This window comes from Aeromonas sp. MR19 (genome assembly GCF_963899305.1).
Classification (GTDB): domain Bacteria; phylum Pseudomonadota; class Gammaproteobacteria; order Enterobacterales; family Aeromonadaceae; genus Aeromonas; species Aeromonas bestiarum.
Window position 1 is genome coordinate 490,496 of sequence record NZ_CAWQWZ010000011.1, and the last position, 21,684, is coordinate 512,179.

General features: G+C 60.1%; 17 protein-coding genes and 1 riboswitch. Of the genes, 6 read left to right on the top strand and 11 right to left on the bottom strand.

All coding sequences use genetic code 11. The features are described from left to right. The 4 genes from napA to moaA form a co-directional block, all read right to left on the bottom strand. Entirely contained in the window at nucleotides 1-2,490 is a 2,490-nt protein-coding gene (gene napA, locus AACQ95_RS08020; protein ID WP_098984472.1) for a nitrate reductase catalytic subunit NapA, read from the bottom strand. Nucleotides 2,491-2,619: 129 nt separating this feature from the next. Next, on the bottom strand, nucleotides 2,620-2,883 hold the full coding sequence (locus tag AACQ95_RS08025) for a chaperone NapD (RefSeq protein WP_043138469.1): 264 nt from the start codon (nucleotides 2,881-2,883) through the stop codon (nucleotides 2,620-2,622). A gap of 29 nt (nucleotides 2,884-2,912) precedes the next feature. Continuing rightward, a complete protein-coding gene (napF, locus tag AACQ95_RS08030) occupies nucleotides 2,913-3,422 on the bottom strand; it encodes a ferredoxin-type protein NapF (RefSeq protein ID WP_043557196.1) in 510 nt (169 codons plus the stop codon). Between the two features lie 252 nt (nucleotides 3,423-3,674). Next, the gene (gene moaA, locus AACQ95_RS08035; RefSeq protein ID WP_098984473.1) at nucleotides 3,675-4,670 is read right to left on the bottom strand and encodes a GTP 3',8-cyclase MoaA; all 996 of its coding nucleotides are present in this window, start codon (nucleotides 4,668-4,670) and stop codon (nucleotides 3,675-3,677) included. Further along, nucleotides 4,658-4,797: riboswitch (molybdenum cofactor riboswitch) on the bottom strand. It overlaps the preceding gene by 13 nt. 79 nt (nucleotides 4,798-4,876) lie before the next feature. On the opposite strand from moaA, the gene narQ reads away from it, so the two are divergent. The 3 genes from narQ to AACQ95_RS08050 all read left to right on the top strand — a co-directional run bounded on the left by narQ (nucleotide 4,877) and on the right by AACQ95_RS08050 (nucleotide 8,410). After that, nucleotides 4,877-6,589: a nitrate/nitrite two-component system sensor histidine kinase NarQ gene (gene narQ, locus AACQ95_RS08040; protein WP_043138475.1), complete on the top strand. Its 1,713-nt coding sequence runs from the start codon at nucleotides 4,877-4,879 to the stop codon at nucleotides 6,587-6,589. Then, nucleotides 6,589-7,227: a two-component system response regulator NarL gene (narL, locus tag AACQ95_RS08045; protein ID WP_011705476.1), complete on the top strand. Its 639-nt coding sequence runs from the start codon at nucleotides 6,589-6,591 to the stop codon at nucleotides 7,225-7,227. The genes narQ and narL overlap by 1 nt, the downstream gene beginning before the upstream one ends. Nucleotides 7,228-7,834: 607 nt before the next feature. Then, the gene (locus AACQ95_RS08050) at nucleotides 7,835-8,410 is read left to right on the top strand and encodes an LON peptidase substrate-binding domain-containing protein (protein ID WP_042872396.1); all 576 of its coding nucleotides are present in this window, start codon (nucleotides 7,835-7,837) and stop codon (nucleotides 8,408-8,410) included. A 229-nt stretch (nucleotides 8,411-8,639) separates the two neighbouring features. On the opposite strand, the gene AACQ95_RS08055 is transcribed toward AACQ95_RS08050, so the two are convergent. Both AACQ95_RS08055 and AACQ95_RS08060 read right to left on the bottom strand, forming a co-directional pair. Continuing rightward, nucleotides 8,640-10,736 (bottom strand): hybrid sensor histidine kinase/response regulator, encoded by a 2,097-nt coding sequence (locus AACQ95_RS08055; RefSeq protein ID WP_241278272.1) that lies wholly within the window; start codon nucleotides 10,734-10,736, stop codon nucleotides 8,640-8,642. Between the two features lie 20 nt (nucleotides 10,737-10,756). After that, nucleotides 10,757-11,941 carry an FIST signal transduction protein gene (locus AACQ95_RS08060; protein WP_098984474.1) on the bottom strand — a complete coding sequence of 395 codons (1,185 nt, stop codon included), beginning with the start codon at nucleotides 11,939-11,941 and terminating at the stop codon, nucleotides 10,757-10,759. 113 nt (nucleotides 11,942-12,054) lie between these two features. Here AACQ95_RS08060 and AACQ95_RS08065 point away from each other — a divergent pair, with 113 nt between their 5' ends. Beyond that, nucleotides 12,055-12,966, top strand: a complete 912-nt coding sequence (locus AACQ95_RS08065; protein WP_043138482.1) for a gluconeogenesis factor YvcK family protein — start codon at nucleotides 12,055-12,057, stop codon at nucleotides 12,964-12,966. A 51-nt stretch (nucleotides 12,967-13,017) separates the two neighbouring features. On the opposite strand, the gene AACQ95_RS08070 is transcribed toward AACQ95_RS08065, so the two are convergent. The 3 genes from AACQ95_RS08070 to lpcA form a co-directional block, all read right to left on the bottom strand. Then, entirely contained in the window at nucleotides 13,018-13,353 is a 336-nt protein-coding gene (locus tag AACQ95_RS08070) for an Hpt domain-containing protein (protein ID WP_043138484.1), read from the bottom strand. Nucleotides 13,354-13,675: 322 nt separating this feature from the next. Further along, nucleotides 13,676-14,458 carry a class II glutamine amidotransferase gene (locus AACQ95_RS08075; protein ID WP_042872409.1) on the bottom strand — a complete coding sequence of 261 codons (783 nt, stop codon included), beginning with the start codon at nucleotides 14,456-14,458 and terminating at the stop codon, nucleotides 13,676-13,678. Between the two features lie 148 nt (nucleotides 14,459-14,606). After that, entirely contained in the window at nucleotides 14,607-15,185 is a 579-nt protein-coding gene (gene lpcA, locus AACQ95_RS08080) for a D-sedoheptulose 7-phosphate isomerase (protein ID WP_042872411.1), read from the bottom strand. Nucleotides 15,186-15,431: 246 nt separating this feature from the next. Here lpcA and fadE point away from each other — a divergent pair, with 246 nt between their 5' ends. Together fadE and AACQ95_RS08090 are read left to right on the top strand one after the other, a co-directional pair. Then, complete coding sequence (fadE, locus tag AACQ95_RS08085; protein ID WP_241278273.1) at nucleotides 15,432-17,888, top strand: acyl-CoA dehydrogenase FadE; 2,457 nt, start codon at nucleotides 15,432-15,434, stop codon at nucleotides 17,886-17,888. 165 nt (nucleotides 17,889-18,053) lie between these two features. Next, nucleotides 18,054-19,571 (top strand): HD domain-containing phosphohydrolase, encoded by a 1,518-nt coding sequence (locus tag AACQ95_RS08090; RefSeq protein WP_241278274.1) that lies wholly within the window; start codon nucleotides 18,054-18,056, stop codon nucleotides 19,569-19,571. Nucleotides 19,572-19,652: 81 nt separating this feature from the next. Here AACQ95_RS08090 and AACQ95_RS08095 read toward each other — a convergent pair whose 3' ends face one another. Both AACQ95_RS08095 and dnaQ read right to left on the bottom strand, forming a co-directional pair. Beyond that, entirely contained in the window at nucleotides 19,653-20,909 is a 1,257-nt protein-coding gene (locus tag AACQ95_RS08095) for a TIGR03503 family protein (RefSeq protein WP_043138491.1), read from the bottom strand. Further along, on the bottom strand, nucleotides 20,906-21,640 hold the full coding sequence (gene dnaQ / locus AACQ95_RS08100; RefSeq protein ID WP_042034628.1) for a DNA polymerase III subunit epsilon: 735 nt from the start codon (nucleotides 21,638-21,640) through the stop codon (nucleotides 20,906-20,908). The genes AACQ95_RS08095 and dnaQ overlap by 4 nt, the downstream gene beginning before the upstream one ends. Nucleotides 21,641-21,684 lie beyond the last annotated feature (44 nt).

Genomic DNA, 21,684 nt, shown 5'->3' on the forward strand with positions numbered 1-21,684 from the left:
TTATGCCTTGACGACCTTGACGGCGCACTTCTTGTAATCCGTCTCTTTGGAGAGCGGATCCGTGGCGTCCAGGGTCAGCTTGTTGACCAGCTGGCTCGCGTCGAAGAAGGGCATGAACACCAGGCCTTTGGGCGGACGGTTGCGGCCGCGGGTCTCGACCCGGGTCTTCACCTCGCCACGACGGGAGGAGACGATCACCTCTTCGCCACGACGCACGCCACGGGCCTTGGCATCTTCCGGGTGCATGAAGAGCACGGCATCCGGGAAGGCGCGATAGAGCTCGGGCACGCGACGGGTCATGGTGCCTGTGTGCCAGTGTTCCAGCACGCGGCCGGTAGAGAGCCACATGTCGTACTCTTTGTCCGGTGCCTCGGCGGCCGGCTCGTAGGGCAGCGCGAAGATCACCGCCTTGCCATCGGGCTTGCCGTAGAAACGCACCCCCTCGCCCGCTTTCACGTAGGGGTCGAACCCTTCACGGTAGCGCCACAGGGTCTCCTTGCCATCCACCACGGGCCAGCGCAGACCGCGCGCCTCGTGGTACTGATCGAAGGGGGCCAGATCGTGACCATGACCGCGGCCGAAGCTGGCGTACTCCTCGAACAGCCCCTTCTGGACGTAGAAACCGAAGTGTTCAGCCTCGTCGTTGAGCACGCCCTTGCTCTGCTCTTTCGGGAACTGATCGACCTGACCGTTCTTGTAGAGCACCTCATACAGGGTCTTGCCCTTCACTTCCGGCATCTTGGCGATAAGCTCGGCCGGCCACACCTCTTCCACGGTGAAGCGCTTGGCAAACTCCATCAGCTGCCACAAGTCGGACTTGGCCCCTTCCGGCGGCTTGACCTGCTGGTGCCAGAACTGGGTGCGGCGCTCGGCGTTGCCATAGGCCCCCTCTTTCTCCACCCACATGGCGGTGGGCAGGATGAGATCCGCAGCCTGGGCTGTCACGGTCGGGTAAGGGTCAGACACCACGATGAAGTTGGCCGGGTTGCGGTAACCGGGCAGCCCCTCCTCGTTCATGTTGGGACCGGCCTGCATGTTGTTGTTGCACATCACCCAGTAGGCGTTGAGCTTGCCGTCTTTGAGCATGCGGTTTTGCAGCACGGCGTGGTAACCCACCTTCTCCGGTATGGTGCCTTCCGGCAGTTTCCAGATCTTCTCGGCGATGGCACGGTGCTTGGGCTCGGTCACCACCATGTCGGCCGGCAGACGGTGGGCGAAGGTGCCCACTTCGCGCGCGGTGCCGCAGGCGGAGGGCTGGCCGGTCAGGGAGAAGGGACCCGAGCCCGGGGTGGAGATCTTGCCGGTCAACAGGTGGATGTTGTAGCAGAGGTTGTTGGCCCAGACGCCACGGGTGTGCTGGTTGAAGCCCATGGTCCAGTAGGAGACCACCTTCTTGCTCGGGTCGGCATAGAGCTGGGCCAGCTTCTCGAGCTTGTCTTTGGAGACGCCGGAGAGCTTGGCAACCGAGTCGACATCGTAATCCGCCACGAATTTCGCGAAGTCATCGAAGCTCATGGGGGTGGAGTCGCCACTGTCCGGGTTCTTCGCCTGCTGTTGCAGCGGGTGAGTCGGACGCAGGCCATAGCCGATGTCGGTGACCCCCTTGCGGAACTGGGTGTGCTTGTTGACGAACTCCCAGTTCACCTTGTCGTTCTGGATGATGTAGTTGGCTATGTAGTTGAGGATCGCCAAGTCGGTCTGCGGCGTGAACACCATGCCGTTGTCGGCCAGTTCGAAGCTGCGGTGCTCGAAGGTGGAGAGCACGTGTACCTGCACCTCTTGATGGGACAAACGGCGATCCGAGATGCGTGACCAGAGGATGGGGTGCATCTCGGCCATGTTCGAGCCCCACAACACGAAGGCATCGGCCTGCTCTATGTCGTCGTAGCAGCCCATGGGCTCGTCCATGCCGAAGGTGCGCATGAAACCCACTACGGCCGAGGCCATGCAGTGACGGGCATTGGGATCCAGGTTGTTGGTCCGCAGCCCCGCCTTCATCAGCTTGGCGGCGGCGTAGCCTTCCCACACTGTCCACTGGCCGGAGCCGAACATGCCGACGGCGGTCGGCCCCTTCTCTTTCAGGGTCGCCTTGAACTTCTCGGCCATGATGTCGAATGCCTGATCCCAGCTGATGGGGGCAAAGTCACCGTTCTTGTCGAACTTGCCATCCGTCATGCGCAGCATGGGCTGGGTCAACCGGTCCTGGCCATACATGATCTTGGACAGGAAGTAGCCCTTGATGCAGTTCAGGCCACGGTTGACCGGTGCATCGGGATCGCCCTGGGTCGCCACGACGCGCCCATTCTGGGAACCCACCAGCACGGAACAGCCGGTACCGCAGAAGCGGCACGGCGCCTTGTCCCAGGTGATGGCGGTCTTGTCGGTGCTGGTGATCAGGTTGGCCGCCAGCGTGGGGGCACTGACTCCGGCCACGGCCGCGGCAGCAGCCACCGCATTGGCCTTCATAAAGTCGCGTCGACTCAGCTTCATGACATATCCTCACATTGCTTAATCACATCAATGACAGCCATAGTGACGAGCCGCGCTGGCTCAGCTTCATGGCGCTTTATTGCTTTTATCGGGCATCGCGAACCTCGCGGCCCCGCCCTCACGGCGTTTCTATTCCTTGCATTCGACATCGAGCTCATCGAACTGATGGTAGATCAGGGCGGCGGACAACACGCCCGGCATGGCATTTATCGCATCTATGGCATCCATGATGGGGCGCTGGCTTGGCCCTTCCAGTGTCACCACCAGCTTGCCGATCTCACTGACGGCGTGGACCTCGGCCCCCTCAAGGGATGCTATCTGTTCTGCGAGCTGGTGACGCAGGGAGGGCTGGGTCAGCACCACCAGGCTCGATACATGGAACTCTTGGTTCATTGTGGCTCCTGCTTCACACACATCCTGACTCATGTTGGATCCTCGGATTTGGGTGCGCCGACCCGGATGCTGCCCACCGGACAGTCCATTACGCAGGCGCCACAGCCGGTACACGAGGCGGCATCTATGCTGGGGGTCGGTACCCGGCCCAGCACGGGAGAAAAGCGGATCGCACGGGTTTCGCAGCTATCCTGGCAACGCTGGCAGAAGACCTGGGTACTGGCCAGACAGCTGGCTTCAATATGGGCTATGTATCGCCAGGGCGCCTCCGTCATGGGACGAAATACCGGCGCCTTGCAGGCCGTGACGCAATCACCGCAGAAGGTGCACTCACCACGCAGGAAATCCACCGCAGGATAACCACCGTCACCCTTGATCAGGATCTGCTCCGGGCAGGCCGCCAGGCAGTCGCCACAGCGGGTGCAGTCGGCCACGAACTCGGGCCAGGAGACTGACCAGGGCAACTGAACCTGAGGGTCGCTCGATGTCAGGCGACCTCGAAACAGACCACGACGCGACAGGTTGACCCCATCCGGCATATCGACTCCTTTCTGGTGGTTGATAGCGCACGAGCGAGTCCCATGACAGGCATTTTCAATACCTATTATAAGAGTGGGTGTATATTGCGGCCCTGACAAGGTCAGGGATATACCACTAGGGAGATAAACAGGGGGGATTCTTGCGCTGGATCAAACCCTTGGCGTCAAGAGAGAGAAGGGGGGCCGGTGAAAATACCCCCATTTGAGGATTGCTTATTAATCGATGGCTATTTTTTCAAGCCCACCTGAGGGTTAGCCGCCGATGGAGGCCAGATGAGGGGTCATGCCGGCATTGCCCTCGTGCAGACGGTGGGATGCAGCCTTGCCGGTGAGGGCGGCACGAATGCGCTGTTGCAGCGCATCCTGCTGGTTGTCTGCCGCCAGCAGATCACGCAGCTCCACCCCGCTGTCACCGAACAGACACAGGTGCAGCTTGCCCACGGAGGAGACCCGCAGCCGGTTGCAACCGGCACAGAAATCCTTGCTGTAGGGCATGATGAGCCCCACGCCCCCCATTGACTCAGGATGCATGAAGACCTGGGCCGGACCATCGTCCGCACCACGCAACTGCTGGACCCAGCCACTCTCGAGCAGCCGCTGCTTGATGAGGTCACCGCTGGCGTGATGGTTCTGAAACAGGGTATCCATCTCGCCGGTCTGCATCAGCTCGATGAAACGCAGCTCGATGGGCTTGTGCCGGATCCAGGCCAGAAACGCATCCAGTTGATGGTCATTGAGCCCCTTGAGCAGCACCGCATTGATCTTCACCGATTTGAAACCGGCGGCCAGCGCCGCTTCGATCCCGTCCATCACCTCCGCCAGCTTGTTCTCACCGGTGATCTGGTGAAACTGACGGGGATCCAGACTGTCGACGCTGACGTTGAGGGCGGTGAGGCCCGCATCGAACCACTCCTGGGCGCGCTCTTTCAAGCGGTAGCCATTGGTGGTCATGGCCACCTTCTCTATGCCAGGGGTATTGGCCACCGTCTCTATGATGGCGGTGAAGTCCCGGCGCAGAGAGGGCTCGCCTCCGGTCAGGCGCACCTTGCGGGTGCCCATGGCGGCGAAGCCCGAGACAATGCGGCGGATCTCGTCCAGCGAGAGAAACGACTTGCGCCCCTCTTTGTTACCGTCCGGGGGACGATAGCCGTCGGGCAAACAGTAGGTACAACGAAAATTGCACACATCGGTAACCGACAGGCGCAAATAGTAAAAACGACGGGAAAAACCATCTTGCAGTGGCGACATAAACACCTTTCCAAATACGGGAGGCCAGGGCATTTCTTTCCTGACCCTTACAGCTCGAACATCGGCTGACGGCGGTTTTCCCCTATCGCAAGGACTTAGGCAAAACAGCTCGGAGTTCATCTAGTTTTTCGATGCTAGCACAAGTTGGAGTACACTCCCATGCTACTTTGTGGGGTTATTGTCTGATGCGAAGGAAGACGATCAGCATGGGAAAGTGGTTCAAAGTGCATTCGGTCAGCAGCGCCATCGGGCGCTCCATGGTGCTCATTCTGTTCATGGCAAGCCTGATCGCCGTGGTGGCCATGGTGACCCTGTTCTACTCGGTGCCCGATGCCAAGGCGATCAACCTGTCGGGTTCGCTGCGGATGCAGGCCTACCGCATGGCCTACGAGATAGAGCAGGGGCAGCCCGTGCTGGGACGACTCGATCAGTTTGAACAGACGCTGCATGCGGCCGAGTTGCAGGAGACCCAGCGCTGGATCACCCCTGCCTCCCTGCGCCGCACCTATGGCGAGGTGTTGCTGCAATGGCAGGTGATGCGCGAACACATCGAGAATGCCACCCCCAGACGCTACACAGACAACACTGAGCAGTTTGTGGCGGCCATCGACGACTTCGTCAACCAGATGCAGTACCACGTGGAGTTCAAGGTGCGCATGCTGGCGCTGGCGGAGGGGCTGGGGCTGCTCTCCATCATCACCATCGCCTGGTTTACCGTGCGGTTTACCCGCCAGCAGGTGGTGGCACCGCTCAACCAGCTGGTCTATTGCGCCCGCCAGATCCAGCGCCAGGAGTTCGATCTCACCCTGCCCCCCCATTGCGAGAACGAGCTGGGGGAGCTGTCGGGCGCCTTCGTCACCATGGCCGACGAGCTGGGCAAACTCTATCGGGAGCTGGAGAGCAAGGTGGAAGAGAAGACCGCCAAGCTGCAGCAGGCCAACGACACCCTCTCCTTCCTCTACAGCACAGCCCAGAAGCTGCATGCGGCGCCGCTGAGCCGGCGCACCCTGCTCAAGCTGCTGGAGCGGGCCGCGGCCCATCAGCACATAGACCACATACGGCTGACCCGCTTCGAACACAACGCCATGCCGGACTACATCACGGGGCGCAAGGGCTGGCCCGGCGATCTCGACTCAGTGGTGAGCTTTCATCTGCAGATGGATGAGCAGGAGTACGGCCGGCTTGACGTGATCAGCAGCCACCCCATAGACGAGCGGCTGATGAAGAACTTCTCCATGCTGCTGGCCCAGGTGCTGCACAAGGATCAGACCCTGCTGCAACATCAGCGGCTGCTGCTGATGGAAGAGAGAGCCGTCATCGCCCGCGAGCTGCACGACTCGCTGGCCCAGGCGCTCTCCTATCTCAAGATCCAGTCCACCCTGCTCAAACGCGCCTTCGCCAAGGGGGAATCCGCCAAGACAGAGGCCGCCATGCAACAGATCGACGAGGGGCTCAGCAGCGCCTACACCCAGCTGCGCGAGCTGCTCGGCACCTTCCGCCTCAGCATAGGTGACGCCAATCTGGGGGAAGCCATCAAGGTGATGCTGGAACAGCTCAAGCCACAGACCCAGGCCGAGATCGGGCTCCATTACGGTCTGGCCGATACGGATCTGGAGGCGGGCCAGCATATCCATATCCTGCAGCTGATCCGTGAGGCAGTGCTCAACGCCATCAAACATGCCAACGCGCAAGTGATTGATGTTAGCTGTGAGACCCTCGCCAATGGTAACATTCAGGTTCAGATTTCAGATGACGGTGTTGGAATAGGGATCGCAAGCTCGGCGGTCAACCACTATGGCCTTAGCATCATGAATGAGCGTGCCAGCAAGTTGCATGGTCTGCTGACCATCAGTGAGCAGCCGCCCAGAGGCACCTGCGTACATCTGACCTTTCCCACCAGCCTAACAAGAGATGCCTGATGGACGAGATGAAATATAGTGTTCTGGTCGTGGATGACCATCCCCTCATGCGCAAAGGGATTGTGCAATTGCTGGCCCTGGAAGAGAACATAGAGGTGGTCGGTGAAGCGTCCAACGGCACCGACGCCGTCGCCATGGCCAAGGAGTCCGAACCGGATCTGATCCTGCTCGACCTCAACATGAAAGGCCTCTCCGGTCTGGATACCCTCAAGGCGCTGCGCACCGAAGAGGTCACCTCCCGGGTGGTGATCCTGACCGTCTCGGATGCCCGCCAGGACGTGGTCGCCCTGCTCAAGGCCGGCGCCGATGGCTATCTGCTCAAGGATACCGAGCCAGAGATGCTGCTGGCCCAGCTGGCGGACGTGATGACCGGCAAGCAGATCCTGAGCGAGCCGCTGCGCCCCTACCTCGAGAACATCTACGAGCTGGACCATCTGCAGCAGAAGCTGGAGAGCCTGACCCGTCGCGAGATGCAGATCCTGCGCGAGATTGCCAAGGGCCTCTCCAACAAACAGGTCGCCTCCGTGCTCCATATTTCCGAGGGCACGGTCAAGGTACACGTGAAGAGTCTGCTGAAGAAACTCGAGGCCCAGAGCCGCGTCGAAGCGGCCGTCATGTACCTGGAGCAGCGCAACTAACGCGCGCTGGCAGAGGTGGATGAACGCAGGCAACCGAGCGCCTTGCTTCGCTCTATTCATGCCTTGATCAGCTTGAGAGAAAAACCAAAGCCCCGCATCGTCGGGGCTTTCCTTATCTGCGCTACATCCGCCCGACACCCGACCCGCCACCCTTCACCCCACAACAAGCGAGATGGGCGACCACACACTCCCGCTTGTGTGGAAGCGGAATTCACCCGCCGATTCACCGCATCCGTCACTGCGGCACGCTTCTATCTTCTCGCTTATCGAACCAGGCTCCCCTGCCTGCTCGCACCTTGTACTCAGGCCAGCGACGCGGCTTGCACGCCGCCGCAACGGCCATGCGCATTTTGCACTTGGCTCTTTGCAAGATGCGATGCGCTTCAATTCAGGACGCAAAGAGAGCAGGGGGCGAGTACTCAGGATCCGGCCGTATTCAGCTGACTACGGGATCACCTTGGCAAAAAAGATAAAAATATAAATATCTGATTATTAATAAATTTCAGACTCAATTTAGAGACTAACACCCCCATTCCGGGGCCTTTTTCATCCTCTGGCACAGTCGCTGCATTGTCCTATTCAGCAACTACTCAATGGAGGACGGAACATGAAACTTCAACCCTTGGCATTGTTCCCCTTGCCTTCCCACATACTGCCTGGTGGCAAGCTTCCGCTGCGTTTGTTTGAACCGCGCCACCTGCAGATGCTCAAAGAGTCATTCATCAATGACCAGGGTTTCGGCATAGTGATGGAAGAGGCGACCACCACGGGCAAGTCCGGGCGCATACTGCCGGTCGGCACCCGGGTGAAGGTGACCGATTTCTACACCCTGAATGACGGCCTGCTCGGCGTCACTGTGCTCGGCATGGAACGTTTCTGCATCCATGAGATGGAAACGGACGAGATGGGATTGCGCCGGGCCAAGGTCGAAGCGCTGCCCAACTGGCCGAGCGCCCATTCAGACTTCAGTGACAAACCGCTGGTCACCCGGCTGCGGGAAGTGTTCGAGCAGTATCCGGAGCTCGATGAGCTCTACCCGGACAAGCAGTTTGACGATGCGGCCTGGCTCTGCCAACGCTGGCTCGAAATTCTGCCCATGCCCATCTACGAAAAACAGATGTTGATTGCCAAACAAAATAGCGAAGCGGCCCGTCAATTCCTGCGCCGACTGATCGCACAGTGAGTCAAAGAGAACATTGCAAAATGCGAATATTCCCACAATGAAAATAAGAATTTCGCATTTTGCAAACGGCGGTGATCGATAAAAAGCAATAACACAGCCGCAAGCCGCATAAACAGGTTCTGAAAAGTTGGCACGACTTTTTCATATAGAATCGTACAACCCGATTTATCCCGTGCTCTCTTCAGTATTTGCTGAAGAATTGGTCAACCACCCAGGTTGACCATTTTTTTTACCTGCGATCCGGCAACACTGGGCTGATATGGCGCTGCAGGCACTCTCTCAGTCGCATCAGGCTGATGGGCTTGGCCAGAAAATCATCCATTCCCTGGGCCAGACAACGGGCCCTGTCTTCGGCCATGGCATTGGCCGTCAAGGCCACGATGGGCACCTTGCAGCCCAGTTCCCGCAAGCGGCGAGTCGCCTCCAGCCCATCCATCTGCGGCATCCGCATGTCCATCAGGATGAGATCCGGCTGCAGCTCCGCCACCTGGGCCAGCGCCTCCAGGCCATTGGCCGCGAGCCGTACCCGGCTCACCAGTTTTTGCAGCATGAGGGACACCACCAGCTGGTTGACCGGGCTGTCTTCCACCACCAGCACATCCAGATCCTGAATGGGCAATTGATCCGGCTCGGGCCGGCTGCTGCACTCGCACGGCAGCGCCATGCCGGGCAGCTCGAACCAGAAGCAGCTGCCCTGGCCGGGCGCGCTCTGCAGGCGGATCTCCCCGCCCATCAGCTCCACCAGCCGTTTGCTGATGGCCAGCCCCAGCCCGGTCCCGGAGAAACGGCGGGTCGCCGAGCTGTCAACCTGGGAGAAGGGCTCGAACAGGAGCGCCTGATCCTCGGCCGAGATGCCGATCCCGGTATCGGTCACCGACACCCGCAGCCGTTGCTCGTGCCAGTCCAGTTGCAGCAAGACGCTGCCCTGGCTGGTGAACTTCACCGCGTTGCCGAGCAGGTTGCTGATCACCTGCGACAGGCGCACCGGATCCCCCTGCAACTGGGGCGGAACCGCCTCATCCACCCGCCAGCGCAGGGCTATGCCTTTGCTCCTGGCGCGCTCTTGCAGCGGTTCGATCAGGGATTGGCACAGCTGGGTGGGGAGCAGGGTCTCGCAATGAAACTCCAGGGTATGGGATTCGATTTTCGAGAAATCGAGCACATCGTCGATGATAGTCTGCAGCAGACGGGCCGAGTGGGTGGCATGCCCGAGCAGGGTCTGCTGCTGAGGTTCGAGCTGGGCATGTTGCAACAGATCCAGCATGCCCAGCACCGCATTCATGGGGGAGCGGATCTCGTGGGTCATCATGGCCAGGAACTGCGACTTGGCACGGTTGGCCGCCTCAGCCTCATCCCGTGCCCGGGCCAGCTCCTGCTCGCGGCGGATCTGGTTGCCCACATCCCGCGCCGTGCCCCGATAGCCGATGAAGACACCGGCGGCGTCAAAGCAGGGCTCGGCGTTGATCTCCATCCAGCAGGGGCCCCTGGCCAGGCTGACCTGGGCTCGTACCGCCCGCACCGGCAGATGCAGCTCGATGAGACGGCGGTACTTGCCCCACTCGGGATCCCGCCGATCATAGACGTAATCGTAGAGACTCTGACCGGGCGGATGCGCTTTCACATCCCCCTGATAGCCGGGCGCCGACACATAGCTGAGCCTGTGCTCCGTGTCCGTCTCCCAGAACCAGTCGGAGGCCATGCCGGCGAAGCTGCGAAAACGCTGCTCGCTGGTCTGCAGTGCCAGCGTCTTGAGCTCGACCTGCTCCTGCAAGCGAGCCCGATAGGCGATGTTGACCAGCGCCTGGGAGATGAGCGGACGGCAGCGTTGCATCGCAGCCTTGCTCTTGAGATCGAAGGTGCCCATCACGGCGTGACGGCAGATGAGGACGCCGGAGAAACCGGGGGCGCGCAACCCCGTCATCATGACGCTGGCCCAGCCGGCCACATCGGCCAGTGGCGCCAGCTCGGGCAACTGGGTCGGGTCATAGATGACCAGGGTCTCCCCCTCGATGGCGCGAGAGAAGAGCGGGGTCAGCTGCCAGCGGCGTCCCACCTCGCCATCCTGGGTGCTGAGGTGGGTGATGCCACTGCCAGCTTCCCAGGCCACCACATCCGCATGTTCGAAACCGATGAAGGGCTTGAGCGCCTGGATGAGGCTGTCCAGCACCTGCTCCAGGGTCTGGGCATCGGCCAGCGTCGCGACCCCGCACAGCAGGGTCTGCGACTCCTGGCGGTACTTAGCCTCGCGTTCCCGACAACGCACCAGCTCCACCAGCGTGGTCTGCAGCTTGTCACCCAGGGCTTCCAATTCCGTATTACCTATCATCTTGTTTCCAGCGCCATATATCAGCTGTCGAGGAAGATCACGCTCGATACCATCAGGTTGCCGTGTGCCAGCTCACCGTGGGGCAGACGCCCCTGCTCACCGAAGGTGAACGGGGTAATGAAGGGGATCTCCCCCAGCCGGGTGTGAAATTGATCGACGAATTGGCATAAGCTATCACCAAGAGCCAAGCGACAACCAGCACAAAAGATCACTAGGGCCCCGAACGGCTGCATCTCGGCGGTCATGCCGTACTCGGGTTCGATGCGGGTCGCATTCAGACTGCGTTGCAGCAAGCCTTCCTGACTGCTGTACATCAACAGCAGCCGCTCACCGAGCCGGGTATCGGTGAAGAGGCGCAATCCGCCACCTTCTGTCACCGCCTCGGGATGGGAGAGCTTGTAGTAGGGCATGTCGTCCAGGGTGCCCACCTGGCGGGCCAGCGGCGAGAGGGTGGTATCCCGCAGTATGGGTCCCACAGGCCAGGCAGTGGTTCGCCCGGTCCAGCGAGCGTAGACCTCGGCGGCGGGCTCATGATCTATGGTGAGGATCTCGCGCCCTGCCAGGGCGGTAATGGTGCCGCGATGCTCGGTCGGGACATAGCCCGAATGAAACTGGAACGCCAGCTGGCAATCGGGATAGAGCACCGCCAGCACCACGCCCTCGCGGGCACTGCCCTCATCCCAGCACAACTGCCAATCACCGCTGACACTGTTGTCGGCCGCCGAGCCTCCCACGACAGGGACGGTCGTTCCCAGCTCGGCTTCGATACTGGCCAGCATCGCCTCCTCCTGACCCGGGCTGGCGTGCAACAGGATGAGCTGAGGCAGCTCGCCGGGACGCCCGCCATCGGCGATGGCGGCGCGCAACAGCTGGCGAATATCCACCTCATCCCCCGCCTGCCCCGCCACCCCATAGGCTCCCTTGTCATCGTAGAGGGCGGCCACCGCCAGCCCTATCCCCTGACGGGCGTGGTGGCCAACCTGGGTCATGACGCCGCCACAGGAGCTGCACCCTATCAGTCGGGTCGTCGGAAACTGCTGCTTGAGGTGATGGCGCAGTTCCTCGGCATCATGAGCTTGGGTAAAATAGACCAATAACAGCGAAGGGGAATGAGGCGATTGAGCGAGCAGCCGCTCACTGACCTGCCGGGCAGCCAGCAGGGAGGTCTCTTCAAGAGAGTGAGCCGTCAGAAAGTTCAACACCATCTCCTAGTTGTTCATGATGCTGGGGGTAAGCAAAAATCATACCTTTATCAAACAATTATCTGATTTCATCGGCTAGAATGGCCCTCAATTGAGCCCAACCACAGGACGGCTGCATGTGGCAGAAAAACATCAATGACTTTGACCGGGTCGTCGCCATCGGTGGCGGCCACGGCATGGGCCGCGTGCTCTCTTCACTCTCGTTTCTCGGCCAGCGGCTGACCGGCATAGTCGCCACCACGGACGATGGCGGATCCACTGGGCGCCTGCGCAAGAGCCAGGAGTGTATCGCCTGGGGAGATCTGCGCAACTGCCTCAATCAGCTGGTGACGGATCCCAGTATCGGCAGTCTGTTGTTTGAATATCGCTTCGCCGGCCGCGGTGAGCTGGCGGGTCACAACCTCGGCAACCTGATGCTGCTGGCGCTCGACAACCTCTGCGTACGCCCTCTTGATGCTATCAAGCTCATCAGTGACATGCTGAAAATAGAGTCACAATTGTTACCCATGTCAGAATTTCCCACCGACCTGTGTGCCCACACCGTCTGTGGCAAGCAGATCCTGGGAGAGGTCTCCATCGATCAGCTCGATACGCCACCGCTCTCCCTGAGCCTGAGCCCGGAAGTACCGGCGACTCGCGAGGCGGTGCAGGCGCTGGCTCAGGCCGACATGATTATACTCGGGCCCGGCAGCTTCCTCACCTCCATCATGCCGCCCCTGCTGCTGGCCGAGGTGGCGCAAGCCATCAATGAGAGCGATGCCATGCTGGTGTTCATCTGCAATCTGGTGGCCGAGAATGGCCCCGCCAGTCAGCTGAGTCTGATCAACCAATGGCGCTGGCTGGAGTCACGGGTCGGTACGGGTCGTGTCGATGCCATTCTGGCGCCCACAGGGGAGTATCCGGCCGAGTTGGCCAGCCGCCTGATCCAGGCCGAGCTGGGTGAGGCCGAGCTCCCCCATCGCCACGACAGACTGAAACTCAAGCTGGCGCTGGATCGGGTGATCCAGCAACTGGTCAATCAACGCTGATGGCAGCTACGCGCAGCGGTGAACCGGCTGGTTCCCCCCTGCGCAGCAAGCTCAGTGGTAGTTGGCAAGGTGAGAGAGCACCTGGGGCAGGGATTGCTCCAGCTGGGTCAGCAGCCGGGCGACGTCATCGGCATCTTCATGCTTGCAGGCCAGCTCCAGTGCCACCACCTGCTGGTAGCTGAGCTGGGCGCCGTAGCTGCCGCAGGAGGATTTCATGCTGTGGGCAAGCCGCGCCAGCGCAGGCCAGTCCCGCCGTTCATAGAGCGGTCGCAGCTGGGCGAGCTGCTCTCCCACTTCCTCGATGAACACCGAGATCACCACCGGCATCATCTCCTGGCCTATGTCTTCCGCCAGCTGTCGCAGCACCTTCTGATCCAACCATTCCATCCCTAAGTCCCTCATTTGGCGGTATTCAAACAGAACATACTATAGATGCCCGGCGTGACAGCGTCACCCCTCACTCACCTTCTGCTTGTCGATCGGCGAACGGCCGCAAAACGAAAAATGTGATCCGGTTCTAGTAATGTGGCGATAGGCAGGTCGGATTGAAACATAAATGTTGCCAACAAATTAACATTTAAATAACAATGGAGGCCGTGAGAATGATGCGACTCAGCAACACCTCTCTCATCCCTTTTGCCTGTATGGCTGCTGCGAAGAACCAGGGTAGGATTCTACCCTGGTATTTTTTTATATTTAAATCAGATGATTACCGATCCTGACTGCCGCATACGCGCTCACCCAGCCGAAACAGGCTGAACTCGCCTGGCGCCATCCTGACCCAATCTTCATTGCCGGTCAGCGGACGGGTCGCGATCAGGGTCACCACATCATCCGGGGTCGTCTCACTCTGGAAATCGATGGCCACATCTTCATCCAACAATCTGGCCTCGCCAAAGGGCGCCCGCCGGGTAAGCCAGTGCAGGTTGTTGCTGCAATAGGTCATCACAAATTCCCCATCCGACAGCAGCATGTTGAATACCCCGAGTCCGCGCAACTCGTCGCACAGGGTGGCCAGATGGCGAAACATGGCAGGGAAGTTGGCGGGACGCTTGGGATATTTCTGCTCCAGCCGGTTGAGCAGCCAGCAAAATGCGTGCTCGCTGTCGGTGTCCCCCACCGGGCGGTGCCGTCCGGTGGCGAGTCGCTTGTAACCGGTCAGCTGGCCATTGTGGGCGAAGGTCCAGTAGCGGCCCCACAGTTCACGGGTGAACGGATGGGTATTTTCCAGCGACACGCAGCCGCGGTTCGCCTGCCGGATATGACTGACCACGGCGCGGCTCTTGATGGGCAACGCCTGTACCAGCTTGGCTATCGGTGACTGGGCACTGGGCTCGGGATCCTTGAAGGTGCGAAACCCCCTCCCCTCATAGAAGGTGATCCCCCAGCCATCCTTGTGTGGCCCCGTCTTGCCGCCGCGCAGCATCAGACCGGTAAAGCTGAAGCAGATGTCGGTCGGCACATTGGCACTCATGCCGAGCAGTTCGCACATAAGCAGCGGACTCCTTAATTACTGGGCCATCTTTTTCAATCAGCGGGACCAGCCAGATGCAGAGCACCGCCGATCCCGCCGCTTATCGGACAGGCACAACCGGGACATGGCCTGGAGAGGCTCGCACATCCCGGCTGGACATGCTGCCTTACTTGGCCATCTCTTTTTCGACCAGCTGGATCAGGATATGGATCACCTTGATGTGCACTTCCTGAATGCGGTCGGCATAGCCAAAGTGCGGCACCCGGATTTCGACGTCGGCCAGACCCGCCATCTTGCCACCATCCTTGCCGGTCAGCGCGATCACCTTCATGCCTTTGGCATGGGCGGCTTCGATGGCCTTGAGGATGTTGCCTGAGTTGCCGCTGGTGGAAATACCGAGCAGCACGTCACCACGACGGCCGACCGCTTCCACATAACGGGAGAACACATAGTCATAGCCAAAGTCGTTGGAGACGCAGGAGAGGTGGCTGGGATCCGAGATGGCGATGCCGGCATAACCGGGACGGTTCTCGCGATAGCGGCCGGTCAGCTCTTCGGCAAAATGCATGGCATCGCAGTGGGAGCCCCCGTTGCCACAGGAGAGCACCTTGCCTTCCTGCTTGAAGGAGTCGGCGAGCAGCCTGGCGGCGGCTTCAATGTTTTTCAGATTCTGCTCATCTGCCAGGAACGCCTGGAGCACGCCGGCAGCTTCGGTCAATTCATTGCGGATCAGTTCTTGGTACATGATGTCTCTTCCAAAATATGGGCGATGTCATTGTCGCACAAGCCAATCCCGGAGTCGCCCCCCCGCCCGTCAAGATGCCGCCTGCAGGACGTTATGCCGATCACAGAGCCAAGGTAACAAGCTTGTAAACAGCTTGATAAGTTTGTGCGTATGAATTACAACAGGGGCCATATCCAACAGGTCAGACCTCTGGATCAGCCAACCCACTCTTCACCCAACTTCGGCAACTCATGCAAGGAGCGAAAAATGACGACGACCCTCACTCTGTTCGGGGTGATCCTGGTGATCGGCGCCATGGCTTATCGCCGGGCGTCTCTGTTCACATCCACGCTTGCCACGGCCGCCGCCTTGGTCGCCGGCACATTCTATGGCCATGTCCCCCTGCTGGTGTGGGCACTGTTCGCCGTGATTGCCATCCCCCTCAATCTGGTGGATTTTCGCCGCAATCAGCTGACCAAGCCGCTGTTCAAGCTCTACAAGTCCATCATGCCGGAGATGTCCCGCACCGAGAAGGAAGCCATCGAAGCGGGCACCACCTGGTGGGAAGCCGATCTGTTTGCCGGCAACCCGAACTGGAAGAAGCTGCACGCCATCCCTGTCAGCGTGCTGTCAGCCGAAGAGCAAGCCTTCATGGACGGTCCGGTTGAAGACGTGTGCCGCATGGTCAACGACTGGGAAGTGACCCACGAGCGGGCCGATCTCTCCCCCGAGGTGTGGCAATACCTGAAGGACAACAAGTTCTTCGCCATGATCATCAAGAAGAAATACGGTGGTCTGGAATTCTCCGCCTATGCCCAGTCCTGCGTACTGCAAAAACTGTGTGGCGCCAGCGCCGTGCTGGCTTCCACCGTGGGAGTGCCCAACTCGCTCGGCCCGGGTGAACTGCTGCAGCACTACGGCACCGATGAGCAGAAAGACCACTACCTGCCCCGTCTGGCAATCGGCAAGGAGATCCCCTGCTTCGCGCTGACCAGCCCTGAAGCGGGTTCAGACGCCGGCTCCATCCCCGACTTCGGCATCATCTGCAAGGGTGAATGGGAAGGGGAAGAGGTGCTCGGCATGCGGCTGACCTGGAACAAGCGCTACATAACGCTCGCTCCCATCGCCACCGTACTGGGTCTTGCCTTCAAGCTGCGTGACCCGGATCACCTGCTGGGTGAAGACGAGGAGCTGGGGATCACCTGTGCCCTGATCCCGACCCACATCAAGGGGGTCGAGATCGGTCGCCGCCACTTCCCGCTCAACGTGCCGTTCCAGAATGGCCCGACCCGTGGCGACAATGTGTTCGTGCCGCTCGATTTCATCATAGGTGGCCCGGCCATGGCCGGTCAGGGCTGGCGCATGCTGGTTGAATGCCTCTCGGTTGGCCGCGGCATCACGCTGCCCTCCAACAGCACGGGCGGCGTCAAGATGCTGGCCCTGGCGACCGGCGCCTACAGCCGCATCCGTCGCCAGTTCAAGCTGCCCATCGGCAAGATGGAAGGCATTGAAGAGCCGCTGGCCCGTCTCGGTGGCAACGCCTACATCATGGGCGCCGCCGCCAATCTGACGGTGACCGGCATCGATCTGGGGGAAAAACCCTCGGTCATCTCCGCCATCGTCAAATACCACCTCACCGACCGAGCCCAGAAGTGCATCATAGATGCCATGGACATCCACGGCGGCAAGGCCATCTGCATGGGCCCCAACAACTATCTGGCCCGTGGCTATCAGGGTGCTCCCATCGCCGTCACGGTAGAGGGTGCCAACATCCTGACCCGCAGCATGATCATCTACGGTCAGGGCGCCATTCGCTGCCACCCTTATGTGTTGCCGGAGATGCTGGCCGCCAGCCACCCTGACAAGGATCAGGCGCTGAAGGACTTTGACAAGGCGATGTTCAGTCACGTCGGCTTTGCCATCAGCAACCTGGTGCGCAGCTTCTGGCTGGGCCTGACCGGTGCTCGCCTTGCGCCCGCACCGTTCAAGGATCAGACCAAGGGCTACTACCAGCAACTCTCCCGCCTCTCTGCCAACCTGGCCTTCCTGTCAGACATGGCGATGGGCACCCTGGGCGGCGAGCTCAAGCGCAAGGAGCGGGTCTCCGCCCGCCTGGGCGATGTGCTGAGTCAGCTCTATCTGGCTTCGAGTGCCCTCAAGCGTTATCAGGATGAGGGTCGTCAGCAGGCGGATCTGCCGCTGCTGCACTGGGCGCTGCAGGATGCCATGTTCAAGGCGCAAGAGGCGATCGACGAGCTGCTGCGCAACTTCCCGAACCGCTGGATTGGCTTGGCCCTGCGCGTCATAGTGCTGCCCCTTGGCCGTGACATGAAGCGCCCGAGCGACAAGCTGGACAGCCAGGTTGCCCGTCTGCTGCAGACGCCGAGCGAGACCCGCAGCCGTCTGGCCATGGGCCAGTATCTGACCCGCGAAGAGGGCAACCCCTTCGGTCTGCTGGAACAGGCTCTCGATGACGTGCTCTCTGCCGAACCGCTGTTTGAGAAAGTATGCAAGGCTGACGGTATCAAGCGTCCGTTTATGCAGCTGAACAAGGTGGCAGATGCAGGCCTGGCACTGGGAGCGCTCAACCAGACCGAGGCTGACTTGCTGCGCCGTGCCGAAGAGAGCCGCCTGCGCACCATCAACGTCGATGATTTTGACCCCATCGACCTGGTTGCCAACAAGGCCCTGTTTGAGCCATCGGCCTATCACAGAGCAGCCTGACCCACAGGAAAATAGTCAAACGCCTCCCATGTGGAGGCGTTTTTTATGGGCCTGGATCACGATGACAACAAAGAGATTTCACAGATCAAATTTTATTTCCCAATAAGTTTCCTATCCTTAGTGAAGCAGTTAATGTAAGCACAGGATCCCAAACAGGATTGCATGATGGATGACCAAATCCTGATTATTGACGATGACGATCTGCCCCTTCTCGATAACCAGCAGGCTGGATGGAAGGTGATGATTGTGGACGATGAACCCGAAGTGCATCGCATCACCAAGATCACCCTGAGCAAGTTTGAATTCGATAACAAACCCATTGAATTTTTGCATGCTTATTCAGCCGCGCAGGCCAAGGAGTTGCTCGCCAAGACCCCGGATGTAGCCTTGTTGCTGCTCGACGTTGTCATGGAAGTCGATCACGCCGGTCTCGATGTAGTCAAGTTCGTGCGCGAGGATCTGCAGAACAAGATGGTGCGCATAGTGCTGCGAACCGGACAACCGGGTCAGGCGCCGGAAGATGATGTGGTCACCAACTACGACATCAACGATTACAAGGACAAGACAGAGCTCACCTCCCAGAAGCTGCGGACCCTGTTGCGGGCCAGCCTGCGTTCATATCGCGATATTCGTACCCTGGAGAGCAATCGCCAGGGGCTGGAGAAGGTCATCGAAGCCTCCAAGGGGATCTTCGAGAAACGGGCGCTGCGCCAGTTTGTCGAAGGAGCTCAGGAGCAGCTCGGTGCCCTGCTCAATCTGGAAGAGTCCCAGATCTATGATGTAAAGCAGTTTGCCTACGAGGTGCGGGATCAGATCCTGGAGCCCCTGCTGCCTGGCCATCCGTCCGTGCGGCTGGTCGATGCACCCCTGATCTTGCGCCAGGCCATGGCCAATCGCGCCAACGTCTATGACGGCAACCAGATGGTGCTCTACTGCCAGAATCCCCGTCATCACCTGCTGTTTCATATCGAGACGACCCGCCATCTCAGCCACATGGACACGGGCCTGCTGAGCCTGTTTACCGAAAACATCATAGTGGCGCTGGAAAATATCCGGCTCAACGAGGTCATCGCCGACAACCAGCGCGAGATCATCTACCGCATCGGTGAGCTGGTGGAGACCCGCTCCAAGGAGTCTGGCCTGCACGTCAAGCGGGTCGCCCTCTACACAGAGCTGTTCTGCCAGTTGCTCGGCATGAGCGAAGAGCAGAGCGAGCTCATCAAGCGCGCCTCCCCCCTGCACGACATCGGCAAGGTGGGGATCCCGGATGCCATCCTCCACAAGCCGGGCAAGCTGACCCCGGAAGAGTGGGAGATCATGAAGACCCACGCCCAGCTGGGGCAGGACATGCTCTCCGGCAGCGATCTGGCGCTGTTCCAGATAGGCGCCACCATAGCCGGCAACCACCATGAGAAATGGAATGGCAGCGGCTATCCCCGCGGCCTCAAGGGCGATTCAATACCGCTCGAAGGGCGAGTGGTAGCGCTGGCCGACGTGTTCGATGCCCTGGGCTCGGATCGCTGCTACAAGAAGGCGTGGCCATTGGACAAGGTACTGGCGCTGATTGAAGAGGAGAAGGGACAGCACTTCGATCCCCAGCTGGTGGAGCTGATGCTGGCCAATCTGGACAAGTTCCTCGAGATCCGTGATCAGCACAAGGATATCTACGTCGGGGATCACTGATCCTCCCTCACCCCGACTGGCCAACCGCTACACATGAAAAAGCCGCCTCAACAGGGCGGCTTTTTCATTCAGGGCAAACTCTTACTGCTCGGGCAGGTTCAAGTCCAGCTTGGCCTCGGATTTGGCCCCCTCATTCTCTGCCTTCTGCGCAGCCATCGCCTTTTGCAATGCCCGGCGTTTTTGCAACAGGATGAACCCAACCCCGCCGAGCAGAGTCACCAGGATACCGACACCGCCCAGCAACCAGAACAGCCAGCCGCTGCTCTCTTTCTCCTCAAATTTCACCTGATCGGGTACGGCTGCCGAAGCAGCGGACGCGGCCGAAGGGGGCGGCGCCAGCACGGGGAAGATGTTGAATGACTTGACCGGCAGAGTGACCTGGATCTCGCGGCCCAGGCGGGTGGTCCCGAACAGGGTGGCCGTCACGTCATATTGGCCCACCTCCTTGATGACGGAGAGATCGACCTCCACCCTGGGTTCGGTCGCCACCGCGCTGAACGCCATGCTGGCCCCTACGGTATTGGTTGCCTTGCCCTTGATGATCACGGAGGCGGGATCCAGCTCATCGCCGTCAATCAGGAAGGAGAGCCGGGCACCGTACTCTTTCGACGGCGCCGCCAAGGTATAACCGACCGGTAGCGGGTAGATCAGCACATCCTGATAGCGGGCGCGCGAGAAGACCTGATTGCCGGTGCTGTAGAGCGCTCTGTATTTGCCGGCCGGGACATCCAGCACCGCCTTGGCGGTCATGATGCCATCACCCGGCACCTCGTCGAGCCCCTTGCCATCATCGCGATAGTGGCCGAGCACCTCATCCAGAATGGGCTCGCCCTGCTGCTTGGCATCGTTGAAGCGCTGCAGCTTCACCGTCATGCCGAGATCCGTGAGGTAGTAACCCTCCTTGGGCGGGGCATCGTCGATCAGCAACCAGGACTTGAGCTTGACGATTTCCCCCTGATAGAGCTGGGTCGGCAGCAGATCGGTTTCCAGCTTGATGTTCGACAGGATGCGTACCCTGTTTTCAGGATCCACCTCGCCGATGGCCTGCCAGGGACCCGGCATGGGGTCACGGATGGTGATGAGATCCTGATCCTTGAGCGCCAGCCAGCCCACCTCGGGCGGAGTGACCTTGCCGACATACAACTTGCTGCCATCGGGCCGCACCAAGATCACCGAAGGGGTACCCGGCTTGCGCGTCACTATGAAGGTGATCTCCTTTACCCCGTAATCGATGCGAAAGCGATTATCGAGCAGGGGAATGTCGGAGGGGGCAAACACCTCGTTGGCCCCGGCCGTCAGCGAGGTCAGCAGCAGCAGGCCGCTCCATAGCTTGCTCATTGCCGCCACAGGCAGGCTCCTCCTTTCTTCTGGACCAGATCCAGCCTCGCCTCGTGCACGGCTTCGATGTCGGCGCCGGCACGCACGACCTTGAGTGGCGGGCGGTTGCTCTCCAGTCGACGGATGCTGGTGTCCTGATTGCGCTCGTTCTCCTGGCTTTCGGTGGCCAGGTTCAGCTTGGTCTGGCCACCCGTCATCAGCAGGTAAACGTCGGCCAGGATCTCCGCATCGAGCAAAGCCCCGTGCAAGGTCCGGTGGGAGTTGTCTATGCCGTAGCGATCGCACAGCACATCCAGGTTGTTGCGTTTGCCCGGGAAGAGATCCCGCGCCATCGCCAGGGTATCTGTGATGCTGCAGATATCCTTGGTCTTGAAGTTGAGTCCGAGCTTGCCGAACTCGTAGTCCATGAAGCTCACGTCAAAGGGCGCGTTGTGGGCGATAAGCTCGGCGCCACGGATGAACTCGATGAAGTCGTTGGCGATCTGGCTGAACGGGGGCTTGTCGACCAGGAAGGCATCCGTGATGCCGTGCACCTGGATGGCCTCGGGATCCACCAGCCGATCCGGCTTGATATAGACGTGGTAGTGATTGCCGGTCAGCTTGCGGTTGATCACCTCCACACAGCCGATCTCTATGATGCGGTGTCCCAGATAGATGGGGCCACCGGCGGTGTTCATACCTGTGGTTTCAGTATCCAGAATGATCTGGCGATTCAGTTGGGGTGTGTTCATGATCCAATCTATGTCAAACTTCGGCCTTACCCGCTAGTTTACCC